This window comes from Dyella sp. GSA-30 (assembly GCF_027924605.1).
In the GTDB taxonomy this organism is placed as follows: Bacteria; Pseudomonadota; Gammaproteobacteria; order Xanthomonadales; family Rhodanobacteraceae; genus GSA-30.
The window spans coordinates 994,143-1,020,443 of sequence record NZ_AP027042.1; the positions used below are offsets into that span (position 1 = coordinate 994,143).

Annotated in this window: 26 protein-coding genes; 13 read left to right on the forward strand and 13 right to left on the reverse strand. The window is 58.3% G+C overall.

What is annotated here, in order from left to right:
* The first annotated feature begins 38 nt into the window (after nt 1-38).
* Entirely contained in the window at nt 39-614 is a 576-nt protein-coding gene (locus QMG46_RS04415; RefSeq protein ID WP_281851272.1) for a TetR/AcrR family transcriptional regulator, read from the forward strand.
* Nucleotides 615-711: 97 nt separating this feature from the next.
* Here QMG46_RS04415 and QMG46_RS04420 read toward each other — a convergent pair whose 3' ends face one another.
* Nucleotides 712-2,295 carry a Gfo/Idh/MocA family protein gene (locus QMG46_RS04420; RefSeq protein WP_281851273.1) on the reverse strand — a complete coding sequence of 528 codons (1,584 nt, stop codon included), beginning with the start codon at nt 2,293-2,295 and terminating at the stop codon, nt 712-714.
* Nucleotides 2,296-2,641: 346 nt separating this feature from the next.
* On the reverse strand, nt 2,642-3,559 hold the full coding sequence (locus QMG46_RS04425; RefSeq protein WP_281852803.1) for a LysR family transcriptional regulator: 918 nt from the start codon (nt 3,557-3,559) through the stop codon (nt 2,642-2,644).
* Nucleotides 3,560-3,689: 130 nt separating this feature from the next.
* On the opposite strand from QMG46_RS04425, the gene QMG46_RS04430 reads away from it, so the two are divergent.
* From QMG46_RS04430 to QMG46_RS04445, 4 genes are all read left to right on the forward strand, one after another.
* Complete coding sequence (locus QMG46_RS04430) at nt 3,690-4,562, forward strand: NmrA family NAD(P)-binding protein (protein ID WP_281851274.1); 873 nt, start codon at nt 3,690-3,692, stop codon at nt 4,560-4,562.
* 87 nt (nt 4,563-4,649) lie between these two features.
* Nucleotides 4,650-5,012: a DoxX family protein gene (locus tag QMG46_RS04435; protein ID WP_281851275.1), complete on the forward strand. Its 363-nt coding sequence runs from the start codon at nt 4,650-4,652 to the stop codon at nt 5,010-5,012.
* 205 nt (nt 5,013-5,217) lie between these two features.
* Nucleotides 5,218-6,438: a hypothetical protein gene (locus QMG46_RS04440; protein ID WP_281851276.1), complete on the forward strand. Its 1,221-nt coding sequence runs from the start codon at nt 5,218-5,220 to the stop codon at nt 6,436-6,438.
* 119 nt (nt 6,439-6,557) lie between these two features.
* Nucleotides 6,558-6,914 carry a DUF1428 domain-containing protein gene (locus tag QMG46_RS04445; protein WP_281851277.1) on the forward strand — a complete coding sequence of 119 codons (357 nt, stop codon included), beginning with the start codon at nt 6,558-6,560 and terminating at the stop codon, nt 6,912-6,914.
* Between the two features lie 183 nt (nt 6,915-7,097).
* On the opposite strand, the gene QMG46_RS04450 is transcribed toward QMG46_RS04445, so the two are convergent.
* Together QMG46_RS04450 and QMG46_RS04455 are read right to left on the reverse strand one after the other, a co-directional pair.
* Nucleotides 7,098-7,880, reverse strand: coding sequence for an SDR family oxidoreductase (locus QMG46_RS04450; protein ID WP_281851278.1), 783 nt, complete (start codon nt 7,878-7,880; stop codon nt 7,098-7,100).
* Nucleotides 7,877-8,206 carry a nuclear transport factor 2 family protein gene (locus QMG46_RS04455; protein WP_281851279.1) on the reverse strand — a complete coding sequence of 110 codons (330 nt, stop codon included), beginning with the start codon at nt 8,204-8,206 and terminating at the stop codon, nt 7,877-7,879. Before QMG46_RS04455 ends, QMG46_RS04450 begins: the two co-directional genes overlap by 4 nt.
* A 139-nt stretch (nt 8,207-8,345) precedes the next feature.
* Here QMG46_RS04455 and QMG46_RS04460 point away from each other — a divergent pair, with 139 nt between their 5' ends.
* Nucleotides 8,346-8,696, forward strand: a complete 351-nt coding sequence (locus QMG46_RS04460; protein ID WP_281851280.1) for a winged helix-turn-helix transcriptional regulator — start codon at nt 8,346-8,348, stop codon at nt 8,694-8,696.
* Between the two features lie 59 nt (nt 8,697-8,755).
* On the forward strand, nt 8,756-9,862 hold the full coding sequence (locus tag QMG46_RS04465; RefSeq protein WP_281851281.1) for an alpha/beta hydrolase family protein: 1,107 nt from the start codon (nt 8,756-8,758) through the stop codon (nt 9,860-9,862).
* 285 nt (nt 9,863-10,147) lie between these two features.
* Here QMG46_RS04465 and QMG46_RS04470 read toward each other — a convergent pair whose 3' ends face one another.
* The 5 genes from QMG46_RS04470 to QMG46_RS04490 form a co-directional block, all read right to left on the reverse strand.
* Nucleotides 10,148-10,684, reverse strand: a complete 537-nt coding sequence (locus tag QMG46_RS04470; protein ID WP_281851282.1) for a hypothetical protein — start codon at nt 10,682-10,684, stop codon at nt 10,148-10,150.
* A 104-nt stretch (nt 10,685-10,788) separates the two neighbouring features.
* Nucleotides 10,789-11,031 (reverse strand): helix-turn-helix domain-containing protein, encoded by a 243-nt coding sequence (locus QMG46_RS04475; protein WP_281851283.1) that lies wholly within the window; start codon nt 11,029-11,031, stop codon nt 10,789-10,791.
* Nucleotides 11,032-11,170: 139 nt separating this feature from the next.
* Nucleotides 11,171-12,145, reverse strand: coding sequence for a hypothetical protein (locus QMG46_RS04480; RefSeq protein WP_281851284.1), 975 nt, complete (start codon nt 12,143-12,145; stop codon nt 11,171-11,173).
* Nucleotides 12,146-12,319: 174 nt separating this feature from the next.
* Nucleotides 12,320-13,156, reverse strand: a complete 837-nt coding sequence (locus QMG46_RS04485) for a hypothetical protein (RefSeq protein WP_281851285.1) — start codon at nt 13,154-13,156, stop codon at nt 12,320-12,322.
* Nucleotides 13,153-14,832, reverse strand: coding sequence for an AAA family ATPase (locus QMG46_RS04490; RefSeq protein WP_281851286.1), 1,680 nt, complete (start codon nt 14,830-14,832; stop codon nt 13,153-13,155). Before QMG46_RS04490 ends, QMG46_RS04485 begins: the two co-directional genes overlap by 4 nt.
* 629 nt (nt 14,833-15,461) lie before the next feature.
* On the opposite strand from QMG46_RS04490, the gene QMG46_RS04495 reads away from it, so the two are divergent.
* Genes QMG46_RS04495 through QMG46_RS04505 form a run of 3 tightly spaced genes read left to right on the forward strand, consistent with a single transcriptional unit; the run spans nt 15,462 to nt 18,218 of the window.
* Nucleotides 15,462-15,845, forward strand: coding sequence for a GntR family transcriptional regulator (locus QMG46_RS04495; RefSeq protein ID WP_281851287.1), 384 nt, complete (start codon nt 15,462-15,464; stop codon nt 15,843-15,845).
* 1 nt (nt 15,846) lies between these two features.
* Nucleotides 15,847-16,737, forward strand: a complete 891-nt coding sequence (locus tag QMG46_RS04500; protein ID WP_281851288.1) for an ABC transporter ATP-binding protein — start codon at nt 15,847-15,849, stop codon at nt 16,735-16,737.
* Nucleotides 16,734-18,218 carry a hypothetical protein gene (locus QMG46_RS04505; RefSeq protein WP_281851289.1) on the forward strand — a complete coding sequence of 495 codons (1,485 nt, stop codon included), beginning with the start codon at nt 16,734-16,736 and terminating at the stop codon, nt 18,216-18,218. The genes QMG46_RS04500 and QMG46_RS04505 overlap by 4 nt, the downstream gene beginning before the upstream one ends.
* Before the next feature lie 164 nt (nt 18,219-18,382).
* Here QMG46_RS04505 and QMG46_RS04510 read toward each other — a convergent pair whose 3' ends face one another.
* Together QMG46_RS04510 and QMG46_RS04515 are read right to left on the reverse strand one after the other, a co-directional pair.
* Nucleotides 18,383-19,204, reverse strand: a complete 822-nt coding sequence (locus tag QMG46_RS04510; RefSeq protein ID WP_281851290.1) for an alpha/beta fold hydrolase — start codon at nt 19,202-19,204, stop codon at nt 18,383-18,385.
* Nucleotides 19,205-19,470: 266 nt separating this feature from the next.
* Complete coding sequence (locus QMG46_RS04515; protein ID WP_281851291.1) at nt 19,471-20,553, reverse strand: PA0069 family radical SAM protein; 1,083 nt, start codon at nt 20,551-20,553, stop codon at nt 19,471-19,473.
* Nucleotides 20,554-20,678: 125 nt separating this feature from the next.
* Here QMG46_RS04515 and QMG46_RS04520 point away from each other — a divergent pair, with 125 nt between their 5' ends.
* The 3 genes from QMG46_RS04520 to QMG46_RS04530 all read left to right on the forward strand — a co-directional run bounded on the left by QMG46_RS04520 (nt 20,679) and on the right by QMG46_RS04530 (nt 23,898).
* Entirely contained in the window at nt 20,679-20,999 is a 321-nt protein-coding gene (locus QMG46_RS04520; RefSeq protein ID WP_281851292.1) for a hypothetical protein, read from the forward strand.
* A gap of 58 nt (nt 21,000-21,057) precedes the next feature.
* Nucleotides 21,058-22,026: a quinone oxidoreductase family protein gene (locus tag QMG46_RS04525; RefSeq protein WP_281851293.1), complete on the forward strand. Its 969-nt coding sequence runs from the start codon at nt 21,058-21,060 to the stop codon at nt 22,024-22,026.
* Nucleotides 22,027-22,239: 213 nt separating this feature from the next.
* Nucleotides 22,240-23,898: a methyl-accepting chemotaxis protein gene (locus QMG46_RS04530; RefSeq protein ID WP_281851294.1), complete on the forward strand. Its 1,659-nt coding sequence runs from the start codon at nt 22,240-22,242 to the stop codon at nt 23,896-23,898.
* A 156-nt stretch (nt 23,899-24,054) separates the two neighbouring features.
* Here the strand turns inward: QMG46_RS04530 and QMG46_RS04535 are convergent, their stop codons facing one another.
* Nucleotides 24,055-24,828 carry an SDR family oxidoreductase gene (locus QMG46_RS04535; protein WP_281851295.1) on the reverse strand — a complete coding sequence of 258 codons (774 nt, stop codon included), beginning with the start codon at nt 24,826-24,828 and terminating at the stop codon, nt 24,055-24,057.
* Entirely contained in the window at nt 24,825-26,294 is a 1,470-nt protein-coding gene (locus tag QMG46_RS04540) for an efflux transporter outer membrane subunit (protein WP_281852804.1), read from the reverse strand. Before QMG46_RS04540 ends, QMG46_RS04535 begins: the two co-directional genes overlap by 4 nt.
* Nucleotides 26,295-26,301 lie beyond the last annotated feature (7 nt).

Consider the following 26,301-nt stretch of genomic DNA (forward strand, 5'->3'; position numbering starts at 1 on the left):
GCAGTTTCCGGGGCGACTCGTTTCATGAGGATAGATTCGTGGATAGTCAGACAGGCACAAATTCCAGGGACAGAATCCTGGACGTCGCGACAAAGATCGCGCAGGCGCATGGCTACGGCGGACTGAACCTTCGCACGCTGGCGGAAGAGGTCGGCATCAAGGCCGCCAGCCTCTACCATCACTTCCCGAGCAAGGCCGATCTCGCCACCGCCGTGGCCAAGCGCTACTGGGAAGGCGCGGCAAAAAACTTGGAAATGCTGTCAGCCAAAATGTCGGATCCCGCGGAGCGCTTGCGGCGCTTTCCAGGAACGTTTCGTGCGTCGCTGGAGAGCGACAATCGCATCTGTCTGTGCAGCTTCATGACCGCGGAGTTCGACGATCTGCCTGAGCAGGTCAAGAGAGAGGTCGAAGCGTTCACCGACATCAATGTCGCATGGCTCAGCAAGACGCTTGTAGCCGCGGGAATCGTGAGCAGCAGGGATTCCAAGAAGCGCGCTTATGCCATATTCGCCGCCGTTGCAGGCGCGCAGCTGATGGCGCGCGGCCGTTCCGACATAAAGTTGTTTGATGGGTTGATCAAGAATTATCAGGCGGCCGGGCTCTTGCCCTCGTAAACACCGCGGCCAGGACCCTCTCTGTGAGGGCCCCAATCCGCCCTCGTAGCATCGTGGTGCTACGAGGGCTCGTGCTGCTGCCCTCTACCTCGTTGCCCTAGACGGACCAACCTTCACGATACTCACGACGTAGAAACTCGTTGGCTGCCGGGACATTGGTGATGCGCATGTTCTCCGCGTCGTACTCGATCCGGCCGCCCGCGCGAAGGGATACGACGCCCAGCAGCATGACCTCCGTCAGCCGCGCGGCATACGAGAAGGGCGAGGATGCTTCCGCCTTTCCCTTGCAGGCATCTACCCAGTTCATCTCGTGCGAGGTCTTGATGCGTGCGTACTTCTGGGGAGGTGTGCCCACTGAATCGTGCAACGACTGCGGCAGCAGGCGCGGGTTTGCGCCGTATGTCTCGTGGATCAGCTTGCCCTTGTCGCCGATGTAGAGGACGCCGCCGTCCTTGCTCAGCTGCCCGGCTCCCAACGCTTGCAGCCCGGGCGGCAGCAATGCGCCGTCGTACCAGGTGAGCTTCACCGGCGGCCTGCTGCCGCGAGCCGGGAACTCGTAGTACGTCATTGTCGCCATGGGGTACGACGCGTGATTGAAGGGTGTCGAGACGGTCTCCACGGCTGTCGGAAAACCCAGGTCCAGCGACCAGAACGAAGAATCGATCAGGTGCGCGCCCATGTCGCCGATGGCACCCACACCCCAATCCACCCATCCGCGCCAATTGAACGGGTGATACACCGGGTGGTAGTCGACGACGGGGCCGGGGCCCAGGAAGAGATCCCATGCCAGCCCTTGCGGCATCGGATAGTTGCCGACCATGGCATTGGCGAGCCGATCCATCACTGCGCCTTCGTTCCAGTTCGCGTCGTCCGGCTGCGGCCTGGCTTGCGGACGTGGAATCCCTTGCGGCCAGTAGGCAAGCGGCCGATTGGTCCAGACGTGGACCTCGCTCACATGGCCGATCGCTCCTGCTGCGATGTATTCGTTGATCAAGCGCGCATCGTCGGACGAATGCCCCTGGTTTCCCATCTGCGTGACGATCTTGGGGTTGTCCTTGGCCTTTCTGGCCAGCATGCGGGCTTCGTCAATCGACCAGGTGAGTGGCTTTTGCACGTACACGTGCTTGCCATGGCTCATCGCCGCGCTGGCGATCACCGCATGCAGGTGGTCCGGCGTTGCAATGACCACCGCGTCGATGTCCTTTTGCTGTTCGAGCATCTGGCGGTAGTCGGTATAGCGCTTGATCGAATCAAACTTGTGGGACAGCCGCGTTGTCCGCTCGATATCGTCCTGCAGCTCCCGGCGCTTTGCAGCGTCCTGAATCTTGTCCAGGCGTGCCTGTGCTTGTCCCAGGTCGGCAAACATTCCGTGAAAGGACTTGTCCACATAGCGCCAATCCACATCGCACAGGGCGACGATGTTCTCACAGGCCAAGGCGCGGATGTTGTGCATGCCCATGCCGCCGACGCCGATGCCGGCAATGTTCAATCGATCGCTGGGCGCTGTATGGCCGGGCCCGCCCAGGACATGGCGGGGCACGATCATCAACCCGGTCGCGGCGATGGCGGTGCCGGTGAGAAAATTCCGGCGTGAGATCTTGACGTTATCGCTCGTTTCTTTGGACGCTTCCACTGTGCTGTGGCTTTGCTTGTCTTGCTCTATGTTCGATTCATCCGACATGGGCGCTGCAGTCTCCGTTTGGATATCGATGGGATAGGGAGCAATCCAGACGAAGCCACGTATCCCAAAAGGAAGCTCAAGCTCGTAGATTGCATTCAGATGGGTAGTAGCCAGCTCTACCTTTCGTTGCACCAGGCTGCGATGCAACCCGATACGAGCGTGATGACCGACACGAGATAGCTGTGCTGCTCAAACACAGCCAAGGTAACCACGGACATGATTCCCTCTGCGGCCAGATCAGGGGTAACAATTAAGCATAAGTTGGCCAAAACAGCCACGCTGTGGTTAAGCGCACAATCGTTGGTCGCGAATTAGACGTCCAATTTAGACAGCCAAATTTCGATCGCTACTGAAGCGGGCCGCTCACGGGACTCAGCAGGTAGTCGCCAGGCTTGAATGCTCTTCGCATTCGCTGGGTGGCGAAATCGACGAAGGCGCGAAGTTTTGGCAGCGATTGACTTCGGCTTGGATAGTAAAGGGAAAGACCGGGAACCTCGACACAATACGATTCGAGCACGGCCTGCAGGTCTCCACTTTCGAGATACGACATCACAAGCGAATGCGGTATCTGGAAGAGCCCAACGCCTCTCAGCGCTGAGTGAATGCAGGCCTCGATGTCATTGATCACGAGAGGTCCCTCGACGCCCACCGTGATGCGCTCACCATCGACGACAAATTGCCAATGATCGAGGGCTCGCACGGACTGACGCAGCAGGATGCAACGAAAGCCCTGCAGGTCGTACGGAGACGACGGTCGCCCGTGCTTTTGAAATAACGCAGGAGCGCCAACGACAACGAAGCGCTCCGGTGGCGTCAGCCATACCGCGACCATATCGATCTGGACGAAATTTCCGAGACGTATCCCCGCATCGAAACCTTCTTCGACGATGTCGATCGGACGATCCTCGCCCACCAGGTCGAGTTCGACGTTTGGGTGAGCGTCGAGAAAGTCGGGCAGCAAGCGATTCACCAGCAACGGCAAAACGGGCCTGGGCACGTTGATGCGCAGTCGGCCGGTAATCTCACCGCCCAAACCACTCGCAGCGTCCAAACCGGCCGTGAGCATGTCGATGGCGGGGCGCGCATGGGCGAGCAGGCGTTCACCCGCTTCGGTCAGCCTGACGCTTCGTGTCGTACGGGAGAAGAGTGGCGCGCCAACCCGTTCTTCCAGGCTGCGTATCGCCTGGCTGACGGCGGACGGTGTGATGCCGAGCTGCCGTGCCGCAGCTCGGAAGCCTCGGTGCTCCGCCACGGTCAGAAACATCACAAGCCCGTCCAGATGGGTTCGAGCGATTGTTAAGTTCATCTACACAGCCCGTTCCGAATATGCCTCGTATTCGAATAATAACCCACGGGGTACCGTGGGCTACCGAACTTGATAAAGAAGAACGCTCATGTTTTTAGTTATGGGAATCACGGGAAAAGTTGGCGGCGCAGCGGCCAAGCATCTGCTGGCGCAAGGCAAAGAGGTACGTGCGCTCGTCCGGCATCGTGAAAAAGCGACGAAGTGGGCCGACCAGGGTGTGCAGCTGGTAGAAGGCGACTGGAACGACTCGGCGGCCATCGAGATAGCGCTCAAAGGCGTCGAAGGCGCTTTTGTCATGTTGCCATCCGAATGGGCGCCTTCGCCGGATTACAAAGAAGCGAAGGCCGTGATCGCAAATTACGTCGGTGCGCTTACCCGGGCAGCTCCGCCGCGGGTGGTTGCGCTCTCATCCATGGGGGCAAACCGAACCAGCGGGCTGGGGATGATCACCGCGCTGTCGCTTCTGGAGCAGGCATTTCGCGACCTGACATTGCCGATCGCTTATGTGCGTGCAGGCGGCTTTTTCGAGAACTTCCTTTACGGCCTGCAGGCTGCCCAGGGTGGCACGCTCCCCGTCTACTACAACCCGACCGACCGGAAATCGACCATGGTTGCAACCCATGACGTCGGCGTTGAGATCGCAGCGCTTCTGACCGGACCGGCATGGTTGGGGCATCGGGTTGTCGAGCTCGGTTCGATGGTCAGCGCTGATGACGTGGCGGCGCAACTGGGCGACGTCTTGAAGATCGAGGTCAAAGCGTTTGCCATTCCGCGAGCGGGTTGGCCGGCGGCGTTCGAGCAGTTGGGTATTCCGAAGGGTCAGACCGGGCCGGCCGAAGCCATGTTCGATGCCGTCAACGCAGGTTGGATGGGCCTTGGAGTCGACGGAACAGAGCATGTTCCAGGCACGACATCCGCACGTGATGTCTTTGCGGCGGCCCAGAAGGCCGTTGCGGAATAAGTTCGCCTATACGCCGCTGCGGCTTTCGAAAGCTACTCCGAAAATCGCTTTCCGCTAGCGGCAAACTCATCATCCAAGGTTGGGCACATGTCTAAATTCTCCTGGCGCCGGGTCTTACCTTTCGCGCTTGCCGCTTTCTTCGTCGTGGGTTCGCTCAGCAACATCTTCGCGCCTGGATCCATCTACGAGGAATACCTGAAATGGGGCTACCCAAGCTGGTTCCATTTCGTCACCGGTTCGCTGGAACTCACTGCGGCGGCGCTGCTTTTGCGGGCGCCGAGTCGTCTTTTAGGTTCGGCGCTTGGCTGTGCTGTCATGCTTGCGGCCGTCGCGACCGTCGTCATCCACCACGACTACGGGCATGCTGTGCCGCCACTCGTCGCGGCGGCTTTGTCGCTTCTGGTCGGCTGGATAAGTTGGCGCAAGCAGACAGTGGCCACTAGCCATTGATCGGTGCAAGTGGCATCCGCGCGTATCGGTGGTCTTCAATGCGACTGCCCGGGGCGCCATGCCTTCCACCGCCTAACGCGGCGTTCGGCCTTGTGGGTCGCCGCTTTGAAACGTCGCTGATCCACTTCGGATCATTTCAGTAGAGCGAGCGAGACACGGTCAATACAGTGGCCGCTCACGTCGCGCCAGACGATTGGAAGAACACATGTCTACATTATCCAAGTACGCAAACCGGGCAAAGGCGCCCGGTTGGCTACGAAGCTCGTTGCTTTTTTTCGCCATCGTCGGGCTTTCGCAGCCTATCCTTGCATCTGAACAAACCGATATCTCCATGGCGCCGGAAAAATGGCGAGCGAATGGCGATGTATTGTTCCAGCATGATCAAACCGAGCAGGATATTCTCGTCGTCAACAAGGGTTATGCGGAGCTGAAGAACACCAGCTTCAGCAATGGAACGATTGAATTCGACACGAAATTCGTGGGCGAGCGAATCACCGGCATCACCTTTCGCCAACATGATGACGAAGCGGATGCCTTGTATTTTCGGCCGAGTGCAGACTGTGCTGTCTCCGAGGAATGCATCCAGTACATGCCCACGGCACATCATGTATTCGAATGGGACTTGTATGGACAGTATCAAACGCATGCACCCATTCATTTCGACGGCTGGAACCACATAAAGCTGGTCCTCTCTGGCGCACGCATGAATGTTTTCATCAACGGCGCGCACGCACCGACGCTGGCCGTCGAAACGCTGGTCGGCGGCTTCCCCGATGGCGCGATCCGATTGCATGGGCCTGCATCCTATGCACACCTGAGCATCGCGCCCAATGTCGTCGATGGCTTGCCTGCGGTGGCGCCTGGGGACCCAGCGAAGGATGATCTCCGATACGTACGTCATTGGCTGGCTTCGAGGCCGTTCGTCATGCCCAGCCGCATGGATGGCACGCTTCAGGAAAACACCGGCATCGACCCCGTTTACTCGGCCATGCCAAAACAGACAGCGCCGTGGAAGTCCATCCCGCTCGACCCGGGTGGCCTGGTCAACTTGACGCGATGGTTTGGCGATGCGCAGACAGGGCAGGCCATCACCGGCATCTGGTTGAAGACCACGATCGACGCTGACCACGACCAGATAAAGCACGTAGATATGGGATGGACCAGAGAAGTCTGGGTCTTTGTGAACGGTAAGCTGACGTTCCAAAGCAAGAATCTCTATGGCATCAAGAGCGCGAGCAAAGAGCCTGGCGGACGCCTGTCTCTTACCAATGGATCATTCGACCTGCCGCTAAAAAAGGGCAAGAATCAAATTGTTGTAGCTATCGACGATAACTTTGCCGGTGGCCAGCAGCATTGGGGATGGGGTCTGGAGATGCGGTTGGCAAACAGTGACGGCATTCGTCAGATCGGCGGTGGTGCTCAATAGAGGATCGCTGTGCTTGCGACGACTGCTCGAAGGGCAGTCCTGTGTCGATCCCGCGCACGCTCATTCGTCGTATGCATGAAGGCGGCTACTTCGGCCGCCCCTTCCATGAGGAAACTGCCATGTCCTACATCGATGGTTTCGTGATCCCCGTACCCAACGCCAACCGCGAACAGTTCATCGCGCACGCCCGTACCTTTGACGCCATTTTCGTGGAGTTTGGCGCCATTCGGGTGGTGGAGTGCTGGGGTGATGACGTGCCCGACGGTAAGCTCACCGATTTCCGCCGCGCCGTGCAGGCGACGCAGGATGAATCCGTGGTGTTCTCATGGGTGGAATGGCCCGACAAGGCCACTCGCGATGCCGGCATGGCGAAATTCATGCAAGACCCGCGCATGGCCGCCGCCGCTGACTGTCCTTTTGATGGCAAGCGCATGATCTTCGGCGGCTTCACATCGGTGGTCAGCCTGCCGGACTAGAGCAGCCCGGATTTTGACCGGCAAGGTAGACGTCCATTGGCCAACCTTGCTTCGGGAATTCATAGTTTGGCCGTACCGGCCAAACTGTGGTTCAGCGCGCAACAATCCCCGGTATGAGCACAAGTTTCCATGTCGTTATCGGCACCCAATGATACCCATCGAATGTCGTGCCGAGTACTCATCTCAAGCTGTTGGCACCGTCCCACCGTCGATGGTGTATTCCGTCCCGGAGATGGCGCTGGCGCGAGGCGATACCAGGAAGGCGATCAAGTCCGCTACCTCCTGCGGTTTGGCGGGTCGGCCGAGTGGGATGCCTCCCAGACTCTTCATGATGATTTGCTTTCCGCCCTCGTAGTCCGTGCCGGCTTCGTCGGCCAGGCGCTGAGCCAGACGTACGGCCGCCTCTGTCTCAACCCATCCTGGCGAGACGCGTATCACGCGAACTCCTTTCGGAGTGACTTCCTTGGAGAGGCTTTTGCTGTAAGTCGAAAGCGCCGCCTTTGCCGCAGCGTAGGCAGTTGTCGACTCGGGAAGGGGCAGCGTGTGCTGGATCGACGTGACATGAACTATGACGCCTGACCCCTGCGCCAGCATGAGGGGGAGTAAGGCGCGATCGAGACGAACAGAAGGCATAAGATTGCGATTGAGTGCATCAACCCATTGATCATCATCAAGGGCGGCAAAACCTCCCGGGGGTGCATTGGATCCACCCAGGACATTCACAATGATGTCGATGCCACCCAGTTCCTGGCGAACCGCGTTGATGACGGCATGGCACCCCTCTGCCGTTGTAAGGTCTGCAGCGACGTAGATTGGCCCCGTAGCGGATCGAGGTAGGATTGAGCGTGCCGAGGTCAGAACGTTCGCGCCGGCTTCCAGCAGCGTTGATACGACCGCCGCGCCGACGCCTTTCGTTCCTCCGCTCACCAATACACGTTTGCCTTCAAGGCCGAGATCAAAGTTCATAAGCCGATCTCCAGCGAAGCAATCTTGTCGTCTTGCAATTCAAAGCAATACCGCAGATCGATAGGGCTTCCTTTGAACGTGCCAACCAGACGGCTAGTGACAAGGAATTTGCCATCGATGCTCGCAACTGCGATCGGCTCGCTGGTGTATTCGTACTTGGCCGACGAATTCACCTTCCACTGCTTGATCTCGGCCCGGCCGTTATAGGTATGACGCTCATCCACAACGACGGCGTCTTCGAGAAAGCTCTTAACTAAAGCATCCGCATCATTTCCGCCGTCTGCGGCGAAGTAGGCAACAATAGGTGCAGGAAGGTCGAGCATCATCTGGGTCCTCTTGGTCTGGGGCATGTCGTGCAGGCCCGAGCGATTGCATGGCTCCCCAGAATGGGATTACGGTGGTGGCATCACAAGAACGCACGAAAAGGTAAGGGACTTACCTGAAGGTAAGGAGCATGGCTAAAACATGGTGAAAAAAAACTACACCCAGGAGACTGCAGCCAACGGCGTGGAGCAGGCATTCAAGCTCCTTGAAGGGCGTTGGAAGCTCGTCATCATGTTCCACCTGTTTGGTGGTCGAATCATGCGGTTTTCAGAACTGGAACGAGCGATCCCATCGGTCTCGCAAAAAATGCTGGCCCAGCAGCTTCGACACATGGAAAGTGACGGCCTCGTCCATCGTATCGTCCACCACCAGGTGCCGCCGAAGGTCGAATATGCTCTGACGGCGTGGGGACAGGCATTGTGTCCGGCGCTGGATGCCTTGCTCACCTGGCTGGAAGAACGCCCCCTATCGGAGGGTGCTGACGAGAGCTGATCACCTAGCGGTCTTACCGTCGGAAATTAGCCTGAAATCTCAATTCAAAGGGAAACTGCATGCGTCGTGCACTTGGAAGTTGGCTTCTTGGCGTACTGCTGGTGTGCAGTGTCAGTTATCCATTCAGTACCGCGATGGCCTCGGGCCCGGCGTCCGAGTTGGCTGTTCGAACTTCAGCCGGTGCGCTCGACGGCGTCCCTTACCGAATCGATATACCCAAGAACTGGAACGGCGATCTGGTCGTGCTTATGCACGGCTACGAGCCCAAAGGTGTGCCGCGTCAGAATCCATGGCCTCAAACCGAAGAGGCTCCCGTTTTCCTTTCCCGTGGTTATGCCGTCGCTGCCAGCGCATTCGCCTCCCAGGGTTGGGCCGTGGGAGACGCCTTGGAGAACAGTGAGAAGCTCCGTCAGTTCTTCATCAAGGAGAACCGAGCGCCCCACCATGCTTATGTGGTTGGCTTCTCGTTGGGTGGGCTGGAATCGCTGGCGACCATGGAACGCTATAGCTCCAAATACAGCGGTGCCCTGTCGATGTGCGGCGTAAATGTATCTGCGCCAGATATTGTTGCGCGTGGCGTGGTAACGCCTCTGGTCGCCTTTGATGTGTATTTCCCTGGCGTACTTCCCGATTTGGCGAATCCTGCCTCTCCGGCCATGGTCGATCAAGAACGCATCCAGGAAGCATTGAAAGCCAATCCCACCAGCGCTGCCCGGCTGCAGGATCGATTGCAGGAAACCAGTGCAACGTTGCCGGGGTCGTTAATGCTCGACTACATGGTCTTGCACGAGATAGTGCAGCGTGCAGGTGGTATGCCTGTCGACACGATGAAGACCATCTACACCGAGTTTGCAGATGATGGTGCCTTCAATAAGAAGGTGCATCGGTACAAAGGGGTACCCTCGGCCATGGCGTATCTCGCGAGCAATGCAACGTTGACGGGGAAAATCACGGCACCTGTCGTGCTGCAGAGAAATGCCTTCGACCAGACCGTCCCGTCGCGCTTCGATACTGTTTATCCCGGGCTCGCAAAGGCTGCCGGCAACGCCTCGAAGGTGACGGTGCTACCCCCAGTCGGGGAAGGGCACTGTGCCTTTACGCACGAAGAAATTGGCAAGGCCTTCGATGTTCTGGTCGTGAGGACAAATCAGGCCGGAGGCCGCTAAGGCTGGCCCTAAAATGAGCAAAACGCACGGGACAAACCATGGCAAAGTGTGAAATAGAGGAATTTTATCAGCAAAATCATCTGCTTAATAAAATTCATCTACTCCGGTTTTTCTCATGGTTTGTACGCTACATGCCAACGATGCGAGTACGCATACATGCTGGCGTGTTCACATAACTAGAGCACCTTTGTTCGCATAGTCGGTGCTTGCAGAGCAACGCCGTACCAACGATATGAACTCTCAACCAGGATGATAGATATGCTTTTGTTGGGCATTACGCAATGTTTACTTCGCTTGCCAAAAAGTGAGCCTACCTGACTCGTCTCTCGCTGCACGGATTTCAGTGATCACCTGTGTTGCGAAGCGATCGTAGACTTCCACGACGGAATTGACTTCTAACCACCAGAGCTCGGTATTACGCTGACGATCGGTTGTGAAGATAAAGCCATCGAGGCCACCTGCCTCGTTCTGGATAGGAGTGATCCACCATGCGTGGATGACTTTGTCTGCTAGCTGATGAACATCAACTTTTGTGTCGACCCATACCGCGCTATCCAAGTCTTTAAATAGGTCATCACGTTTGAAGTCCGAGACCTCTCGGGCACGCCTGATTGTGGCCCGAAGCACCTTAGCGCTAGAGCGGGCACATGAATCTGTAACTTTTTTACACTCAATGAGTTTTCTGACGAATAAAAAGCCAACGAAGAGCATTTCTTCTGCTTTCGACAGACTGTCTTCACGCCAGGCCTGATGGGTGTTTCGAGCCTTAAGCGCGTCCGCGAAATGCAAGAGCTTTCTTCGATAAGGAAAGGATTCAAGCATGGGGTAACCGACAAAAACTGGCTGATGAATGGACCAGCAGCGATGGCACATTTGATGCTATCGCGCTGGCGTTGAAATGGATCTTGATGGCCGAGCTCACATAGCTATGAGGCTTCAACTTCAGCTAACGAATACAAGGCAATTTTCTGATGACGGCGGCCACGGTCATCACAGCAGCTAATAAGTGATGTTTTGATGTAATGGCCTTCGTCACGTAACTCTCTGATACGCGCTGCCGGCATCATAATGTTTAGATCACGGCGTGCGGAGATTGTATCGATGGGTTCTTGTTGAAGGCGATTTAAGAGGCGCTGGCGCTGAGCGCTGGTACTGAATTTCATATTCATAGTGTTGCCTCTAGCTCATCGCTACCGGGATGGCAGCGCATGACCTCGGATGAGGTAACGCCTAATTGTGGCCATATTTAGCCGCCTGTTAAGCCCCTTTGCGCCGTACAACCCGGGTTCTACGGTGTAGAGCTCAGGTTTATATACCTTTAAGGTAATCTCTAGCTGTACTAAAAGCGACGCCGAACTGGCGAGATAGTTCATTGGCGGCATCGTCTTTGTTCTTATAGCTCGCTAAGTTCTCCTTATAAGACCTTATCAAGAGCTGACGCTTATGATTGCCAGCCGCATGTCGAACGGTGACTGCTTTAGTAGCTCGCTCCCTAGCATTCCACGCCTGCTCTTCCTTTGCTTGCAGGTAACTTTGACTACCACTGGAGTACGCCATAAGTTCTGCAGCAACGACCATTGCGCGAAAGGCATAGGCCGGCCGTGACGATGCTGCATCTATCAAAACTAGCCCCAACCCAGCAGTCAGTTCTTGGGGTGAAACAGCCGGAGAGATGGCATTACCCGGCCATCGCTGTTGGTAGTCCGGCACACTCGACACACTCGAGTACTCGATCCACATGGTGAAAGTATGAGCATGTGGCCCCATAGAAAGAACCGGATCTGTAGCGTCCCCTCTACAATACGAATCACCATCTCTATAGAGGTCGGAGCGCATCATCCTCTTCGCTGCAGTACGCTCCTTGTTCGTATACTTCCGACGTCCAGCCCCAGCCAGGATGAGTGAACCAGCCCAATAGGCGTCCTTAAATATTGAACGCATTGCTTCAACGCGCGCTAAGCGCAAAACATCTATGCAGCGCTGCCTTCGATCCAGTGGTAATTCGTCACATGATGCCGTACATGACATAAAGATCCTATGAGCTAGATGTACCGCATCCAGGGCGTTGCCGTCACCTGTAACTGCCTTAAGCACGTACGATCCTGCACGAACTGGGACAATGCGGAAGCTCTCAAGATTTCCGGTTGAATCAACGTGTAGCTCCATTGCTCGTTGAAGCGCCTCCAAGTCAGCCTTGGCATAGAGGAGTAAATCCCGGCCGTGAGCACCTTTCTCTTCGTCTGGCAAACCGTCGACAAGCGCCTCCATATCATTCAGCATCACACTCTTCTCCAGAGTTAAACCGACTACTTTTTTTGTTTCATCAAAAAGAAGATGTTACCCGGGTCAGCGATGAGATGGGTGCCGTTATTACTTGGTCATCTCCGAAAAAGCACAGAACTTGCGCGATGCATTGTCTGATGCGGTAAACCAATTGGGCAAACTGCACAAAGTCTTTCAGAGGTTGAAGTCAACCTTGACTTCTTTAACGAACGAATCGAAGTCCAGCGCGTTCGACACTGCCCCTCTATTTGTATCCCGATCTGATCTGAATCCAAGAAAAACGTCTTTCAGCATCGCCCGCGCTTTCTTTGTGTCCCAGCTTGGCAGCTTTCGCCAATCCACAGCCCACCGTCCAACCATCGCCTCGAAGAGTTCATTGTTGGCCGCCTGGACAAGTGTTGTGCAGATGTCGCCCGCTTCCTGCAACGTGGCGTAAGACGGAGCTACCACCATAGATTTTTTGCTCCGAACGAGACCAAGGCGAAGCGCATTCTTTCCCGAAAGAACCAGACCTGAGTGCACAATGCCGTGCCTAATCTCACAAAGCCGGTCGTACTCAGGAAGCATGGCGCTCCACACCCCGTTCTTCTTGATCTGATGTCCAACGAACTTTGCCAGTGTCTCGGACACGTTCTTCGCCGACGAGAACGCAATGAAGTCAAAGGCCGTGCGGCTATGAAGGTCTGCTCCACCCCAAAGAAACGAGCCAAGCTGAACCTTTTCTTCTGCGGCCTTGGTTCGTGCGATTGGGCAAACCCTGAGTATGAAGCCCAAGGTATCCCTGAAGTAGTTCTCTGTCGCTGATATCAATCCCACGTAGAGCAACGCCAAAACCTCGTTCGGGTACGCCAAGAAGTAGGCCGGATCAACCTTCACGAGGATGCCTTCTGTCGCGGCATAGTACCTATCCATGGGCGAACTGGCTGCCCCCGCGGCGCTTGACACATATGCATTCACGTCGGCAATGACAACTGCGCTTCCCGCCCTCGACACCGAATTCTTCCAAGTCATTCGACGAACTCTTCCGCCAATCGGACAATTCGCCCTGCCCAGTAAGGACCAATGCGATCAACGCCGCGCAGTTCACGATGCTCCTTGTCCAGCAGGATGTCCTTTACTTGTCTGATAGACGACTGCTCTTTGATCTTTGCCACGCGGGCCTCCGTCAAGGGAAGGGCTGCAATGTCTTGCGAAATCAACTGCGTGTACGTCGACGATAGAGTCAACTTTGAACCACAATTTGCACAGAACCTAGCATCTCGATTGTTCCGAGGCGCGCCGCATACCGAGCAGGGTGGCAGAGAGAGCTCAAACAGTGTCGCTACGTTCTTCCCCCCGGTTAACGTAGAAGGGCTGACTCTCGTGAACTCGTGCGCGTCTCTTGAAGCAAACGCCGTCACATAATCACCGAGATTGACCGCCTTTTTTCCAAGCAATGCATTAGCGCTGATCAGCGCGCTATAGTGAAGAACATAGATCTCGAAGCGCCCCTTCTCACCTCGACTAACGACGCCTTTTGATATACACAATCCAGCGTACTGAAAAAGACTGAACAGTCGGACAAGCTCAGGGGTCATGTCCGATGCGTTGATTGCAATCGAGACGCTTTGCTTTCCCACGGACTTACTTCGGTTATATTCCTTAACGAGATCAATCGCGTTGGTAAGAACAACCTCGCCATGCTCTATAAAGTTCCGATACGTCGGCACTTTGTCTTTCAGGGATCGAAACAACTTGAGTGTGTTCTGGTAGTGCTGCTTCACTTCCTGCAAAACTGCTCTACGCTTAAACCCTCGAAACGTCTCATCGCCATCATCACTAGAGTCCACGACTGCCTGGAGGATGTTTAGGAACGCGCGTGGGATGCCAAAGGTCGAGTAGCAAAGGAAGTCGAGAACCTCTCGGTCTGCATAAAGGGCCGGATAGATCGACGGAGGAAAGCGGCTTTCAACCACTCTTCGCATGAATTCGATGTAGCCCGGACGATCGGGCTTTACCCAGACATCGATCTCTTCGGCATCATGACCAACGTGAAAGGAAGAAGAGTAAGAGGTTACACCTGGGTACACGGCGGCCTTCGGAGACACTTCTCGACTCTTGATTTGGCGGAAGAAGTCAAAGAAGTCTCGTTGCTGCTCAGCCGAGAACGCATGGGCCGCATCGTCAAGCAACAGTACGCACCGCGCGCGGTTGCACTTGTCAATGACCCGAAGCAAATCAAGCTCAAGTCGATTGATATTTAGATCCAAGCCAGGGATGAGCTCGAACCTAGACATCTCCAGGGCCGCGATTCTTTCCGCAGCGTCAGCTGCGTCAATTGACAAAAAGATACTCTCGCCAAGCTCGCCGATTGTTCTATATAGCCCTTCGTACATCTTTAACAAGATCCACTGGTTGAAGACGTAGGTTCCCTTGTCGCCCGCGGCATACAGTGGCTCGATCACTAGTGAACGCTTGAAGTTCACATACACTGGCAGCACTGCTTGATCTTTCAACAGTTTGTTGTATGCCTTGAGCATTAGCGTTGTCTTACCGCAACCGCGCGGCCCGCTGATCAGCTTTGCGCCGCCTTGCGTAAGCTTCCTGAGAATTGCGGATTCGTCGGGGTGATCCGCGCCCCAATCGATAAACGATTGACGGTCGAGGTACTCCGCTTGTTCAATAAACGCCTCAGGCTGTACGGACATTGATTCGCCTCTCATGACACTAGGCACGACTATATCGAAATCGATGCTCCTTTCGCCTATGGCTGGCCCCAGAGCGGCGAGTCTTTATCCATAGGGGTAAGCACGCCGGAGAACTTCTGAGCGATCATCGCCAACTCCGGCGATCGAACTTACGTCTACTTGCCCTGCATATAGGCCTCAATCGCGCATAAGAAGGATTCAACTCTCTGGTTCGTTGGCACACCATAAGCCACAGGGCTGACCCTCAATGGAGTCTCCCGCGCCCACAAACCGGCCAAACTAAGGGCGAAAGCTCAAACACGTTGGTATGACCGTAAGTTTCTGTTGGCCCGCTAGGATTCGAGACTAGTACAGGGCACCTGTTCGACCATCGCAGATTGAAGTCATGCGGGCATGGTGCGGACTTGATTTTCATCGATCATCCTTGATGGCCGAACATGCGGCACAAACTATGTGGAGATGGATGATCTCGGAGATTTTTCAATAAAATCATCCTATTGAGGGAGGCCCTCCCTTCCTGTTTTTCCCATAGTTTGTGCACGAGGTACTAACTATGCGAACACGCCTAAGCGCCCCTAGGCCATAAGTCCCGGTTGACTTTTCCCAAGTGTATTGTTGTATTAATACACATGGATGCCTCTCTACTCACGATTCAACCCGCCTCGGCCGAGCCGATCTATCGGCAGATTGTCGAGCAGCTTCGGCGGCTGATTGCTGGGGGCCAGATTGCGCCCGGCGAGCTGCTGCCGTCGGTGCGCGATGTGGCGGGGTTCCATGCGATCAATCCGATGACGGTGTCGCGTGCCTATGGCATGGCCGAAAGCGAAGGCCTGCTCGAACGGTTGCGCGGCAAGGGGATGGTCGTGGCGCAAGCGCATCGGTCGACGCAAACCCAGGCGCAACGCCTGGGGCTGCTCGAACCGCAGTTACAGGCGCTGGCGCGACAGACCACCGAACTCGAACTGCCTGCCGAGCCTGTGCTGCGGCGGTTGTCCAAACTGCTGGGGGAATGACATGAACGCCGTACTTCGCGAGACCACGATGGCTGCCCCGTTATCCGTTCAGGGCCTGCACCATGCTTATGAGGGTAGCCCGGTGTTGGCGGGGATCGACCTCGCACTCGAGCCCGGTAGCGTGCTGGGGTTGATCGGTCGCAATGGCGCAGGCAAGTCCACGCTGATCCGCGCCATGGTCGGTTTGCTCGAACCGAGCGAGGGCAAGGCGTTTGTCTTTGGCGAACCGGCCTTGCGCATGTCCGATGCCACTAAGGGGCGCCTGTCCTATGTGCCGCAGCAGCCGGAGGCATTGGCCTGGTTGACGGCCGAGCAGATGCTCGATTACATCGGGCGCTTCTATCCGCGTTGGGATCGTGGCTTCGCCAAGCAGCTGATGCAGCGCTGGCAAATTCCGCAGAATCGCCTGCTGGCCAAGCTTTCGCCCGGCGAACGGCAACGTGTGGAGTTGATTCGCGCGCTGGCGTCGCAGCCCGACCTGCTGGTGCTGGACGAGCCGGCCGCGGCGCTCGACCCGGTGGCGCGCCGCGAACTGTTGCGTGAAGTCGCCGTGCGCGCTGGCGAGTTCGGTACGACCGTGCTGTTCTCCACACACATCGTGTCCGATCTTGAGCGCGTCGCTTCGGACATTGCCTTTGTGCACCAAGGCCGGCTGATTTTGCGCAGCACCGTGGACGATACGAAAGAACGCTTCATGCGCTTGTGGTTGCCGCCTCGTTTGAGTGCGGCGGCACCGGAGGTTGCGCTGAGCCATCGCCAGCACGGGGACGGCAGCATCAGCCTGGTAGTCGAGCGCGACAGCGAAGGTCAGTGGCCGCAGGCGAGTCAGCTGCCGGGTGCACGCATCGATCCGTTGGGGTTGGAAGATCTGTTCGTGGAGATCGCCGAATGAATTTCTCGCTGATACTGAAAGCACCGTGGCGCTCAGCGAGAGCACCGGTGCGCTGGGTGATGTGCAGCTTCTTTGTCCTCTTGCTCATTGCCGCCGCGTGCATATTGATCTTCAACAAGAACAAGGAAGGGGCCATCACCGATGCCATCGGGGCGATCGGCTTCGGCATGGTTTACGTGTGGGCATTCTTTGTCTCGCACATGCTGCTGATGGCGATGGATGCACGCGATCTGCGCATACCGCAATTGCCGACAAACATTGTCGCTAGCCTCGTTCTGTATGCCGCGCTCTGCATCGCGCTGCCCGCGATAGCTCTGAGCTTGCTCGGCGGCCACGCCTTGGCTATCGCCGTTGTGATGGCCTTATGCGTGCTGGGTGGCTTGCTCTTCGCGTGGCTGCCGCGTTATTTCGCCTCGCCGATGGGCTTGCTGCCTGCATTGATGATCGGTGCACGGCGCGTCGTCGACATTCCTGGGCCGTCGCAACCGGAGTTTCTGAGCTGGGCGCTGCCGTTGACTCTGGTGCTCGCGCTCTTGATTGCCTACCGCTGGCGCCAGTTGATGCGTACGCATGGCATGCTTCAGCAAAGCATGCGCAGCCCGATGGTGATGCAGTTCCGTCGTATCGGCGAAAATAGCTGGGGGACGTTTGGTACTGCCTTCAGCAAGGAGACCCTGAGCCAGCAACCGGCGTGGATGCTGGCCAAGGCGGACCTCAGGAAGGTGGGACCGAATGCGCCGCTGCAAACGATACGTGTTGCCCTTGGCGGCTTCTATATGCCCAAGACATGGCGAGGCCTGTTGTTGACAGCCGCGCAGTTCTCCTTCTTGTTGATTATTCTGGCTGCAGTCGTTCTGATGATCGGCCTGGATAGCAAAGTCAGCCTGTCCGGAGCACTAACTCACATTGCGCTGCCACTCGGAGCGTCCTTAGCGATCTACGGCACGGCGCTTATCAGCATCGTTACCATCGCTCGCTTCTCGCAACGCTGGCGCAAGACCAATACCGAGCTGCCGCTGCTGGCCTTGATGCCGGGCCTTGGCGACGCAGCGAAGGTGAAAAGGGAGTTTCTACGGGCTTCGTTGAGTTTGCCGATGCGTTGGCAGATCGGGCTTGCCGTGGCGATGATTGCCGGCGCTCTTTATCTGCATGTCGACGCCGCCATTATCGTATCCATCGCTGCCGCACAGCTGTGCAGCGTGGCTTTGCTGCCGGCCGTGTTGTTACGTGTCATCGGTGGGCGGCCGCCGCAGGCCTGGATGTTTGTGGTGGGAACGCTAATGATGATCGTGCTGCTCAATGCGGGCTGCGTGTTGCCAGTCCTCGCCAAGGACGACTCGCTGCATCCGAATATCGACTATGTCGCGTTGGCCGTTACGGCTGTCTGGGCGGTGATGGGTTTGGTGATGGTGTATCTGGGGCGCACCGGCTGGCGGTCGCTACAGCATCGGCCGCATGCGTTTCTTGCTAATCAAAACTGAAGCTCCTCCTATTCGTCATCCCGGCGCAGGCCGGGATCTACTCCTTAGCGTGGATGCTTGCCATATGTCGTCTGACGAGCGAGGCCTGAGGAATGGATCCCGGCCTGCGCCGGGATGACGAGCGAAAAATGGCGCTCGCACTAAAGCGAGCGGCACCGAGTCAATCAGCCTTTGATAAAGGCCAGCACGTCCTGGTTGAACTGATCGGCCTGCGTCTGCGCCAGGCCATGCGGGCTGCCCTTGTAGATCTTGAAGGTTGCGTCCTTGACGATCTTCGCTGTCTTGGCACCCGCTGCGGCGATCGGCACGATCTGGTCGTCGTCGCCATGAATCACCAGGGTGGGCTTGTCGATCTTCTTCAGGTCGTCGGTGTAATCGACTTCTGAAAATTCATGGATGCAGTCGTACTCGCCCTTGATGCCGCCCTGCATACCCATCAGCCAGAAGGTGTCGCGCAGGCCTTCGTTGATCTTGGCGCCCTCGCGGTTGAATCCGTAGAACGGGATCGACAGGTCGCGGAAGAACTGCGAGCGATCGCCTCCCGTCCCTTTGCGGATGCCGTCGAACACTTCCAGGGGCGTGCCTTCCGGATTGGCGTCGGTCTTTAGCATCAGGGGAGGCACGGCGCCTACCAGTACGACCTTCGCGACACGGCTGGTGCCATGACGCCCAATGTAATGCGCCACTTCGCCACCGCCGGTCGAGTGGCCGATCATGACCAGGTCTTTCAGGTCGAGCTTCTCGATCAGCTCGGCCAGATCGTCGGCGTACTGGTCCATGTTGTTGCCGTCCCAAGGTTGATCGGACGCCCCATGCCCGCGTCGATCATGGGCGATCACCCGATAGCCTTGCTGGCCGAAGAAAAGCATCTGCGCATCCCATGCATCGCCGGCCAGCGGCCAGCCGTGCGAGAACAGAATCGGCTGCCCCTTGCCCCAATCCTTATAGGCGATCCTGGTCCCGTCTTTCGTCGTGATGCTGCTCATCGTTTCGCTCCTTCAAGCTTGCGTGGTGGTGGAGAAAGATGAATTGCGCCCCATGGCCCTACGACCGCCACGCCAGTATTGGGGCACAAGAAAATGACAGGCATAGCAAACACGGCGTTATCGTGTCGTGCAGCGGGGGGCGAACGGAGATAGTCGACGATTCGCCACGCAGAGAACAGCTTAGGCAGTTCGCGAGTCTGTCGTGCGCGATTATGTTGCGACCTGTTGCAGGGATGAAACAGACTGGCTGAAGAACGCTATCTCATTTAAAACAGCTGCCCCTGCGCCGAAGGCTCCCGTGGCGGCACAAAGCGGGATGTATCAAGCTTCAACTCATAGGCCTGGTTGAAACCGTGCTTGCGGCAGGCGACGTCGAAGCGCTTCTTGATCATCTGTGCAAACACGCCTTCACCGCGCATGCGCGTGGCGAAATCCGCTTTGTAATCCTTGCCGCCATGCATCTGCTGGATCAGGCTCATGACGTGCTCGGCGCGCTGGGGGAAATGCAGGGCCAGCCATTCGCGGAACAGGGCTTTCAGTTCATAGGGCAGGCGCACGGTGGTGAAGCCGGCGCGGCGAGCACCGGCAGCCGCGGCTTGTTCCAGCACGGCTTCCATATCACGGTCGTTAAGCGCGGGGATGATCGGCGCCACCAGCACGCCGGTCGGTACACCGGCCTCGGTCAGGGCGGCAATCGTCTTGATACGCCGATGCGGTGCGCTGGCGCGCGGTTCCAGTTTGGCGGCGAGGTGATTGTCCAGCGAGTTGATCGAGACAAGCACGTGGATTAGGTTTTCGCGTGCCATCGATGCGAGGATGTCGATGTCGCGTTCGATCAGCGCGTTCTTGGTGACGATGGTGCAAGGGTGATGGCATTCGGCCAGCACCTCCAGCGCAGCGCGCGTCAGCCGCCAGCGGCGCTCCACCGGTTGATAGGGATCGGTATTGCTGCCGATATTGATTGCGCTGATCTTGTAGCCGGGCTTGGCCAGCTCCAGCCGTAGCACCTCGGCCAGGTTGCTCTTGGCGCGTAGCTTGGTTTCGAAATCGAGCCCGGGCGAGAGATTCAGATAGCTATGCGATGGGCGCGCATAGCAGTAGATGCAGCCGTGCTCGCAGCCGCGGTAGGGATTCAATGCCTGGCTGAAATGGATGTCGGGCGAGTCGTTGTGGCTGATGACGCTGCGCGCGCGCTCTTCAGTCACCTCGGTGCGCGGACGCGGCTGGGTTTCGTCCAGCAGGGCGTGTTGCCAACCATCGTCTTCGACATGGTGGCGGATCGACTCGAAGCGCCCCTCCGGATTGGAGGCGGCGCCCCGGCCTTTGAGGGCGCGAGGAGGCTCGTTCATGGGCTCAGTGTGCGCGCCCGCGGTCTCACCGGCGGAGACATGCCTTGCCCCATCCGAGTTGACGAGATAATAGAAATCATCGACATTACAATATCTTGCGATGGATCGTTCAAGGGAGCAGGGGCGTGAAATTCTGGCTGATACTCGTTGTGCTGGCGGTGCTGATCATCGCGCCAGTCATGTATATGGCCCGCCTCCTGGGCGCCAACAAGGCCGGGCTGGGCTCGGTGGTTTTCGCCATCTTTCTCTGCTCCCTGGTGACCGGGGCGCTTGAGCATCTGCATCTGGCGTCGCCACTCGAATTTATCGTCAGCTTTATTGCGGCAACACTGATCTATCAGTGGATCCTGGCGACGACCTTCAAGAAGGCCGCCATCATCAGCATCGTGTCGACCGCGATCACCACGATAGGCGTCTTGATACTGATGAAGCTGCTGGGTCTCTGACGGCTACGGCAGGGTGCGTGGTGGTCTAATAGCCTGCTCGACGGCACCAGGTCTCCCCATGCACGCACTGATCTTCAACCATTTCGGCGGTCCCGACGTTCTGCATTGGGCCGAGCGGCCCGATCCGGTGCCTGCGCCGCACCAGGCGCTGGTGCGCATGCAGTGCGCGGGGCTGAACTTTGCCGACGTGTACCGGCGCAACGGCAACTATCATTTGAGCGGCCAGGCGCCGTGGATCCTCGGTTACGAAGGCGCCGGCGTTATCGAGCAGGCGGCTGAAGGCGACACTTTGTTCCCGGTCGGCACGCGCGTGGGTTTTGCGGATATGCCGTACGCCAATGCCGAGCTGGTCGCGGTCGATATCGACAAGCTGATTCCCCTGCCGGCGGATATCGATGCCGACACGGCTGCTGCGGTTTTGCTGCAGGGGCTGACAGCGCAGTATCTGGTACGCGACAGCTACAGCGTCAAGGCGGGCGATGTCGCGGTAGTTCACGCGGCGGCCGGCGGCGTGGGTTTGTTGCTGACGCAGATGCTCAAGGCGATGGGCGCGAAAGTCGTGGGTATCGCTTCGTCCACGGTCAAGCGCGAGGCCGTGCTGGCTGCCGGTGCGGTGCTGGCGATTGACTATGCCGAGCTGGTACCGGCAGTCCATACCTTGACCGAAGGTCGCGGTGCGGACGTGGTGTACGACTCGGTTGGGCGCACCTTGGGCGATAGCCTCACGGCAACCCGCATCGGCGGTACCGTGGTGTTCTATGGCATGGCGGCGGGCGATCCCGATCCGGTCGATCCGCGCCTGTTGATGGATCGCTCGCTGACGCTTACCGGCGGCGATCTATGGAACGTGCTGACCAGCGGCTCCATTCGGCGAGAGCGTGCGAACGCGCTGTTCGAGCTGGTGCGCCGGGGCACCGTGCAGCCGCAGATCGCTGCACGTTTTCCGATACGCGACGGCAAGGATGCTCATGCCTTTATCGAGAGCCGGGCGGCCATCGGCAAGGTGCTGCTGACGCTTGCCAGCTGACGCGGAGACAGGCGATTCGCAGGTTTCTGCTTGCCGCACAAATTATTGTCTAGGCAGGGAAAACGCCCTGCCATAGGCCAAATGGCCACGTAAAGAATTTCGATCCAGAGCCGTTAACCCCGCTAAGCGACGACCACTAATGATCCATCCGGACCCTCACGGGGCCCACATGAGAGGTCGAAAGCGTCGCCGTTATAAGTCACGGGGGAAGCCATGGGTATGTTCAACTGGTTCGGCCGCACCACGCTCAACACGCGTGTGTGGATGGTGATGCTGACCGTAGTGGCCGGATTGATCGGGTTGACCGTTATTTCCGGTATCGAGGGTCGCGACGTACAGATGGCGGCGCTTGGCGACAGCCTGCATCAGCAGGTCGAGAGCGCGGTGGCGATCGCGGACGACTATCGCCAGCGTGCCGTCAAGGGCGACATGAGCGATGCGGATGCACGCAAGGCCGCGCTGCGCGAAATTCAGGCGATGCGCTGGGACGGCGGCACCGGCTATGTATTCGCCTTCGATTCGGACGTGAAGCTGCTGATGCATCCGCTGCGCGGCAGCGACATCGGCAAGAGCATTCGCGACGATGCCGATGCCAAGGGTTTTCACCACTACGCCGCCATGATGACCGCGGACCTGAAAGACGGTCATGCGATGACGCGTTATGTGCAGTTGATCCCCACGACGAAGGAACAGAAAGCGAAGATCAGCTACTCACAGTGGTATCAGCCCTGGGATATCCATTTCGCCACGGGTGCCTATTTCGATCAGATCGATGCGGCCTTCCATGCGCAGTTGATCAAGAGTCTGCTGCGCGCGGGCGGCATCGCCTTCGTGGTGGTGCTGATGGTCTGGCTGTCGATGCGCAGCATCAAGGCGACGATCGGCGGCGAGCCTTCGCATGCGGTAAAGATCGCGACGCGTATTGCCGACGGTGACTTGCGTGCCGAAGCCGGCTTGGCGTTCCCGGATGGCAGCCTGCTCGACGCGCTCTATCGCATGCGCGGTCGCCTGGCCGATATCGTGGCCGAGGTGCAGCGCGGTGCCGGCATGGTGACATTGAATTCCCAGCAGCTCGCGCAAGGTAACGATGATCTGTCGCAGCGCACGCAGGAGCAGGCATCGAGCCTGGAAGAAACTGCCGCTTCCATGGAAGAGATGACTGCGACGGTTAAACAGAATGCGGAAAATGCATTGCAAGCCGACCAGCTGACCCGTGCCGCGCGCGAACAGGCCGAGCGCGGTGGTGCAGTGGCCGAAGAGGTCATGCAGGCCATGGCGAATATCGGCGAGTCCAGCCGCAAGATCGCCGACATCGTTGGTCTGATCGACGAGATCGCCTTCCAGACCAATCTGCTGGCGCTCAATGCCGCGGTCGAGGCAGCGCGTGCGGGTGAGCATGGCCGCGGATTTGGTGTCGTGGCGACCGAGGTGCGGCGCCTGGCGCAATCGAGTGGCGCGGCATCGCGTGATATCAAACGATTGATTGCCGAGAGTACCGAGCGCGTCGAAGTGGGCGAGATGCTAGTGGCGCAATCGGCTGAGGCGTTGCAGGCCATTGTCGGCGGTGTGAAACGGGTGACGGATATCGTGGCCGAGATTGCCGCTGCCAGTCAGGAGCAGTCGGCGGGTGTCGATCAGGTCAATATCGCCATCACGCAGATCGACCAGGTGACGCAGGAGAACGCGGCGCTGGTGGAAGAGGCGGCGGCTGCGGCCAAGTCGATGCAGGATCAGGCCGATGCGCTGCACCGGCAGATGGGGTATTTCACCATTGATGGGGATGCGCCTGGCGCCGAGAAAGTGGCAGACGCGAAGCGCACGGTTGAGGTCGGCATGCGTGGTGCGTTTGTGGGTGAGGCCGCCTTGGCCTGACCCGTTTCGCGGCCACTTCTCACCCGTCATTCCGGCGCAGGCCGGAATCTACTCCTCCGCGTTTCCGTTTAAGAAAGGTTGCCTGACAAGCGACAGACTGAGAGGTAGATTCCGGCCTACGCCGGAATGACGATGTTAGGAGAGGTGACGGTTTGTTCACCAAGCAATCGGTTGCTTGTCCCGAAAAAACCGCCCATTCAAATTGCCCTGCTGCGGCGATAGACACGCAGCCCAAACAATACCTTCCGCACCTTCGGCAACCGGTCGGCCACCGCTACCACCCATATCGGTAGCCACCCAGCCGGGACATACCGCATTGACCAGTACGCCGCTGCCCTTGAGCTCGGCGGCAAGCATGCGGGTATAGCCATTGAGCGCAGTCTTGGAAATGCGATACGCAGGACAATTCTCGCCTTCCATCTCGATCGCGCCGCAACTGCTGGAAACATTCACCACGCGGCCGTAGTTATGCCGCTGCATCAACGGCAGCACGGCTTCGGTCACGCGCCATGCGCCGAGCAGGTTGGTGTCCAGCGCACTGCGCACCACGGACAAGTCGGCATTGGAGGCGCGCTTGTCGATATCGAAAAACGCGCCGGCGTTGTTCACCAGGATATCCAGCCGGTGGTAGCTGGTATCGATATGTTTGGCCAGGTTGGCCACGTCATGGTCGGAGGTGACGTCGAGCTTGACCGCAACGACGTCGCCGCCTTCATGGCGCAGCTGGCGGGCGACTTTCTCGCCCGCCGCCAGCGAACGCGAGCCGAGCAGCACGGTGATGCCCTGTGCTGCCAGCTGTCTTACCACTTCCAATCCAAGGCCGCGGTTGCCGCCGCTCACCAGCGCAACGCGCTGGCTTGGCGGCGGTTCATTGGATACGACACTACCGCGCGCGGCCTTGCGCGGCAGGCGGTGCACGGTGGCGTTCATGGTGCAGAGGCCACCTCGGAGCACTTCTCGTCAGCACAGGCTTCCCAACCGCCACCGAGCGACTTGTAGATCGCCACGGCACGCAGGTTGATTGCTGCCTCGCCTTCGGCCAACGCGTCTTCCGCAGTGAGCTGGGTGCGCTCGGCATCCAGCCACTCAAGGAAGTCGGTGGCGCCTTCGGTATAGCGGATCTTTGCCAGCTCGGCCGCGCGACGGCTTTGCTGTGCCTGCTCCATCAGCTTCTGCACGCGCTCGCGTTGCAGGTTGTACGAGGTCAGCGAGTTGTCGACATCCTCGGCAGCCTGCAGCACGGTGCGCTGGTAGTTGGCTAGAGCTTCGTCGGCGCGTGCCTCGCTCGCTTTCACGTTCGAGTTCACCCGCTGCACGTTCAGGCCCGACCAGCTGATGCTCGGGGCCAGCGTCCATGCGCGGGTCGACGGGCTACCGAAATCATTGCTGCGGCCGGACAGAAAGCCGAAGAAACCGCCGAGCGTGATATGCGGAAACCAGTCGGCCTTGGCAACACCGATGCGTGCATTGGCCGCGGCGTACTGACGCTCGGCCACGCGTACATCGGGGCGACGCGACAATACATCGCCGGCTTGGCCGATCGGCAGTGACACGTCGATCGGCTTGAAATTGACCGGCGTAAGATCGACGGCCAGTTCACCCGGGCGTTCGCCAAGCAGCACGGCGAGGCGGAACTCATCAGCGCGGGCCTGCGTCTCCAGCAACGGCAGTTCCGCTTCGACCTGCGCCAGTCGCGCATTGGCGCTGGCGACGTCCTGCTCCGAGCCGGTGCCGACATCGAGGCGAGCGCGGATCAACGTCAACGATTGCTGCTGGTTTTCGATATCGCGCTTGGCGACATCGATACGCAACTGCGTGCCACGCAGGTCGAAGTAATAGCGCGCGACTTCGGCGAACAGCGTGACCTGTGCATCCTGCAGCGAGGCGTCGGCACTTTGCGCCTGTGCCTTGGCGGCCTCGACCGAGCGACGCACACCACCGAACAGATCCAGCTCCCACGATGCGTCGAAGCCGGCCTGATAGGTCTGCACCGGCACGCGTTGCGTGGTGAAGCCCGGTTGCTGGGCGACGCTCTTGCTGTAGTCGACGCCGGTATTGATCGTCGGCCACTGATCGGCCTTGGCGACGCCAAGCTCGGCGCGTGCCTCACGCAAGCGTGCAAGGGCGATCTTCAGGTCCGGCGCATTCTTCGCGGCGCGCTGGATCAGCGTATTCAACGTAGGGTCGTTGAACTGCTCCCACCAGCGGGCCTGGAAGTTCTGCTCGCTCTGTCGTTGCGTATCGACGCCTTGCAGCGCGACCGGCTTTTCCTGCGGTGCGTGATAGTCCGGGCCGACGCTGACACAACCGGCCAGCAAGAGTGCGGAGAACATCGCGGTCATCGTGCCGAGGGTGCGACCGGGCTTGTTGCCCGGTCTTTTCTTGTGGTTATGCATGCTCATC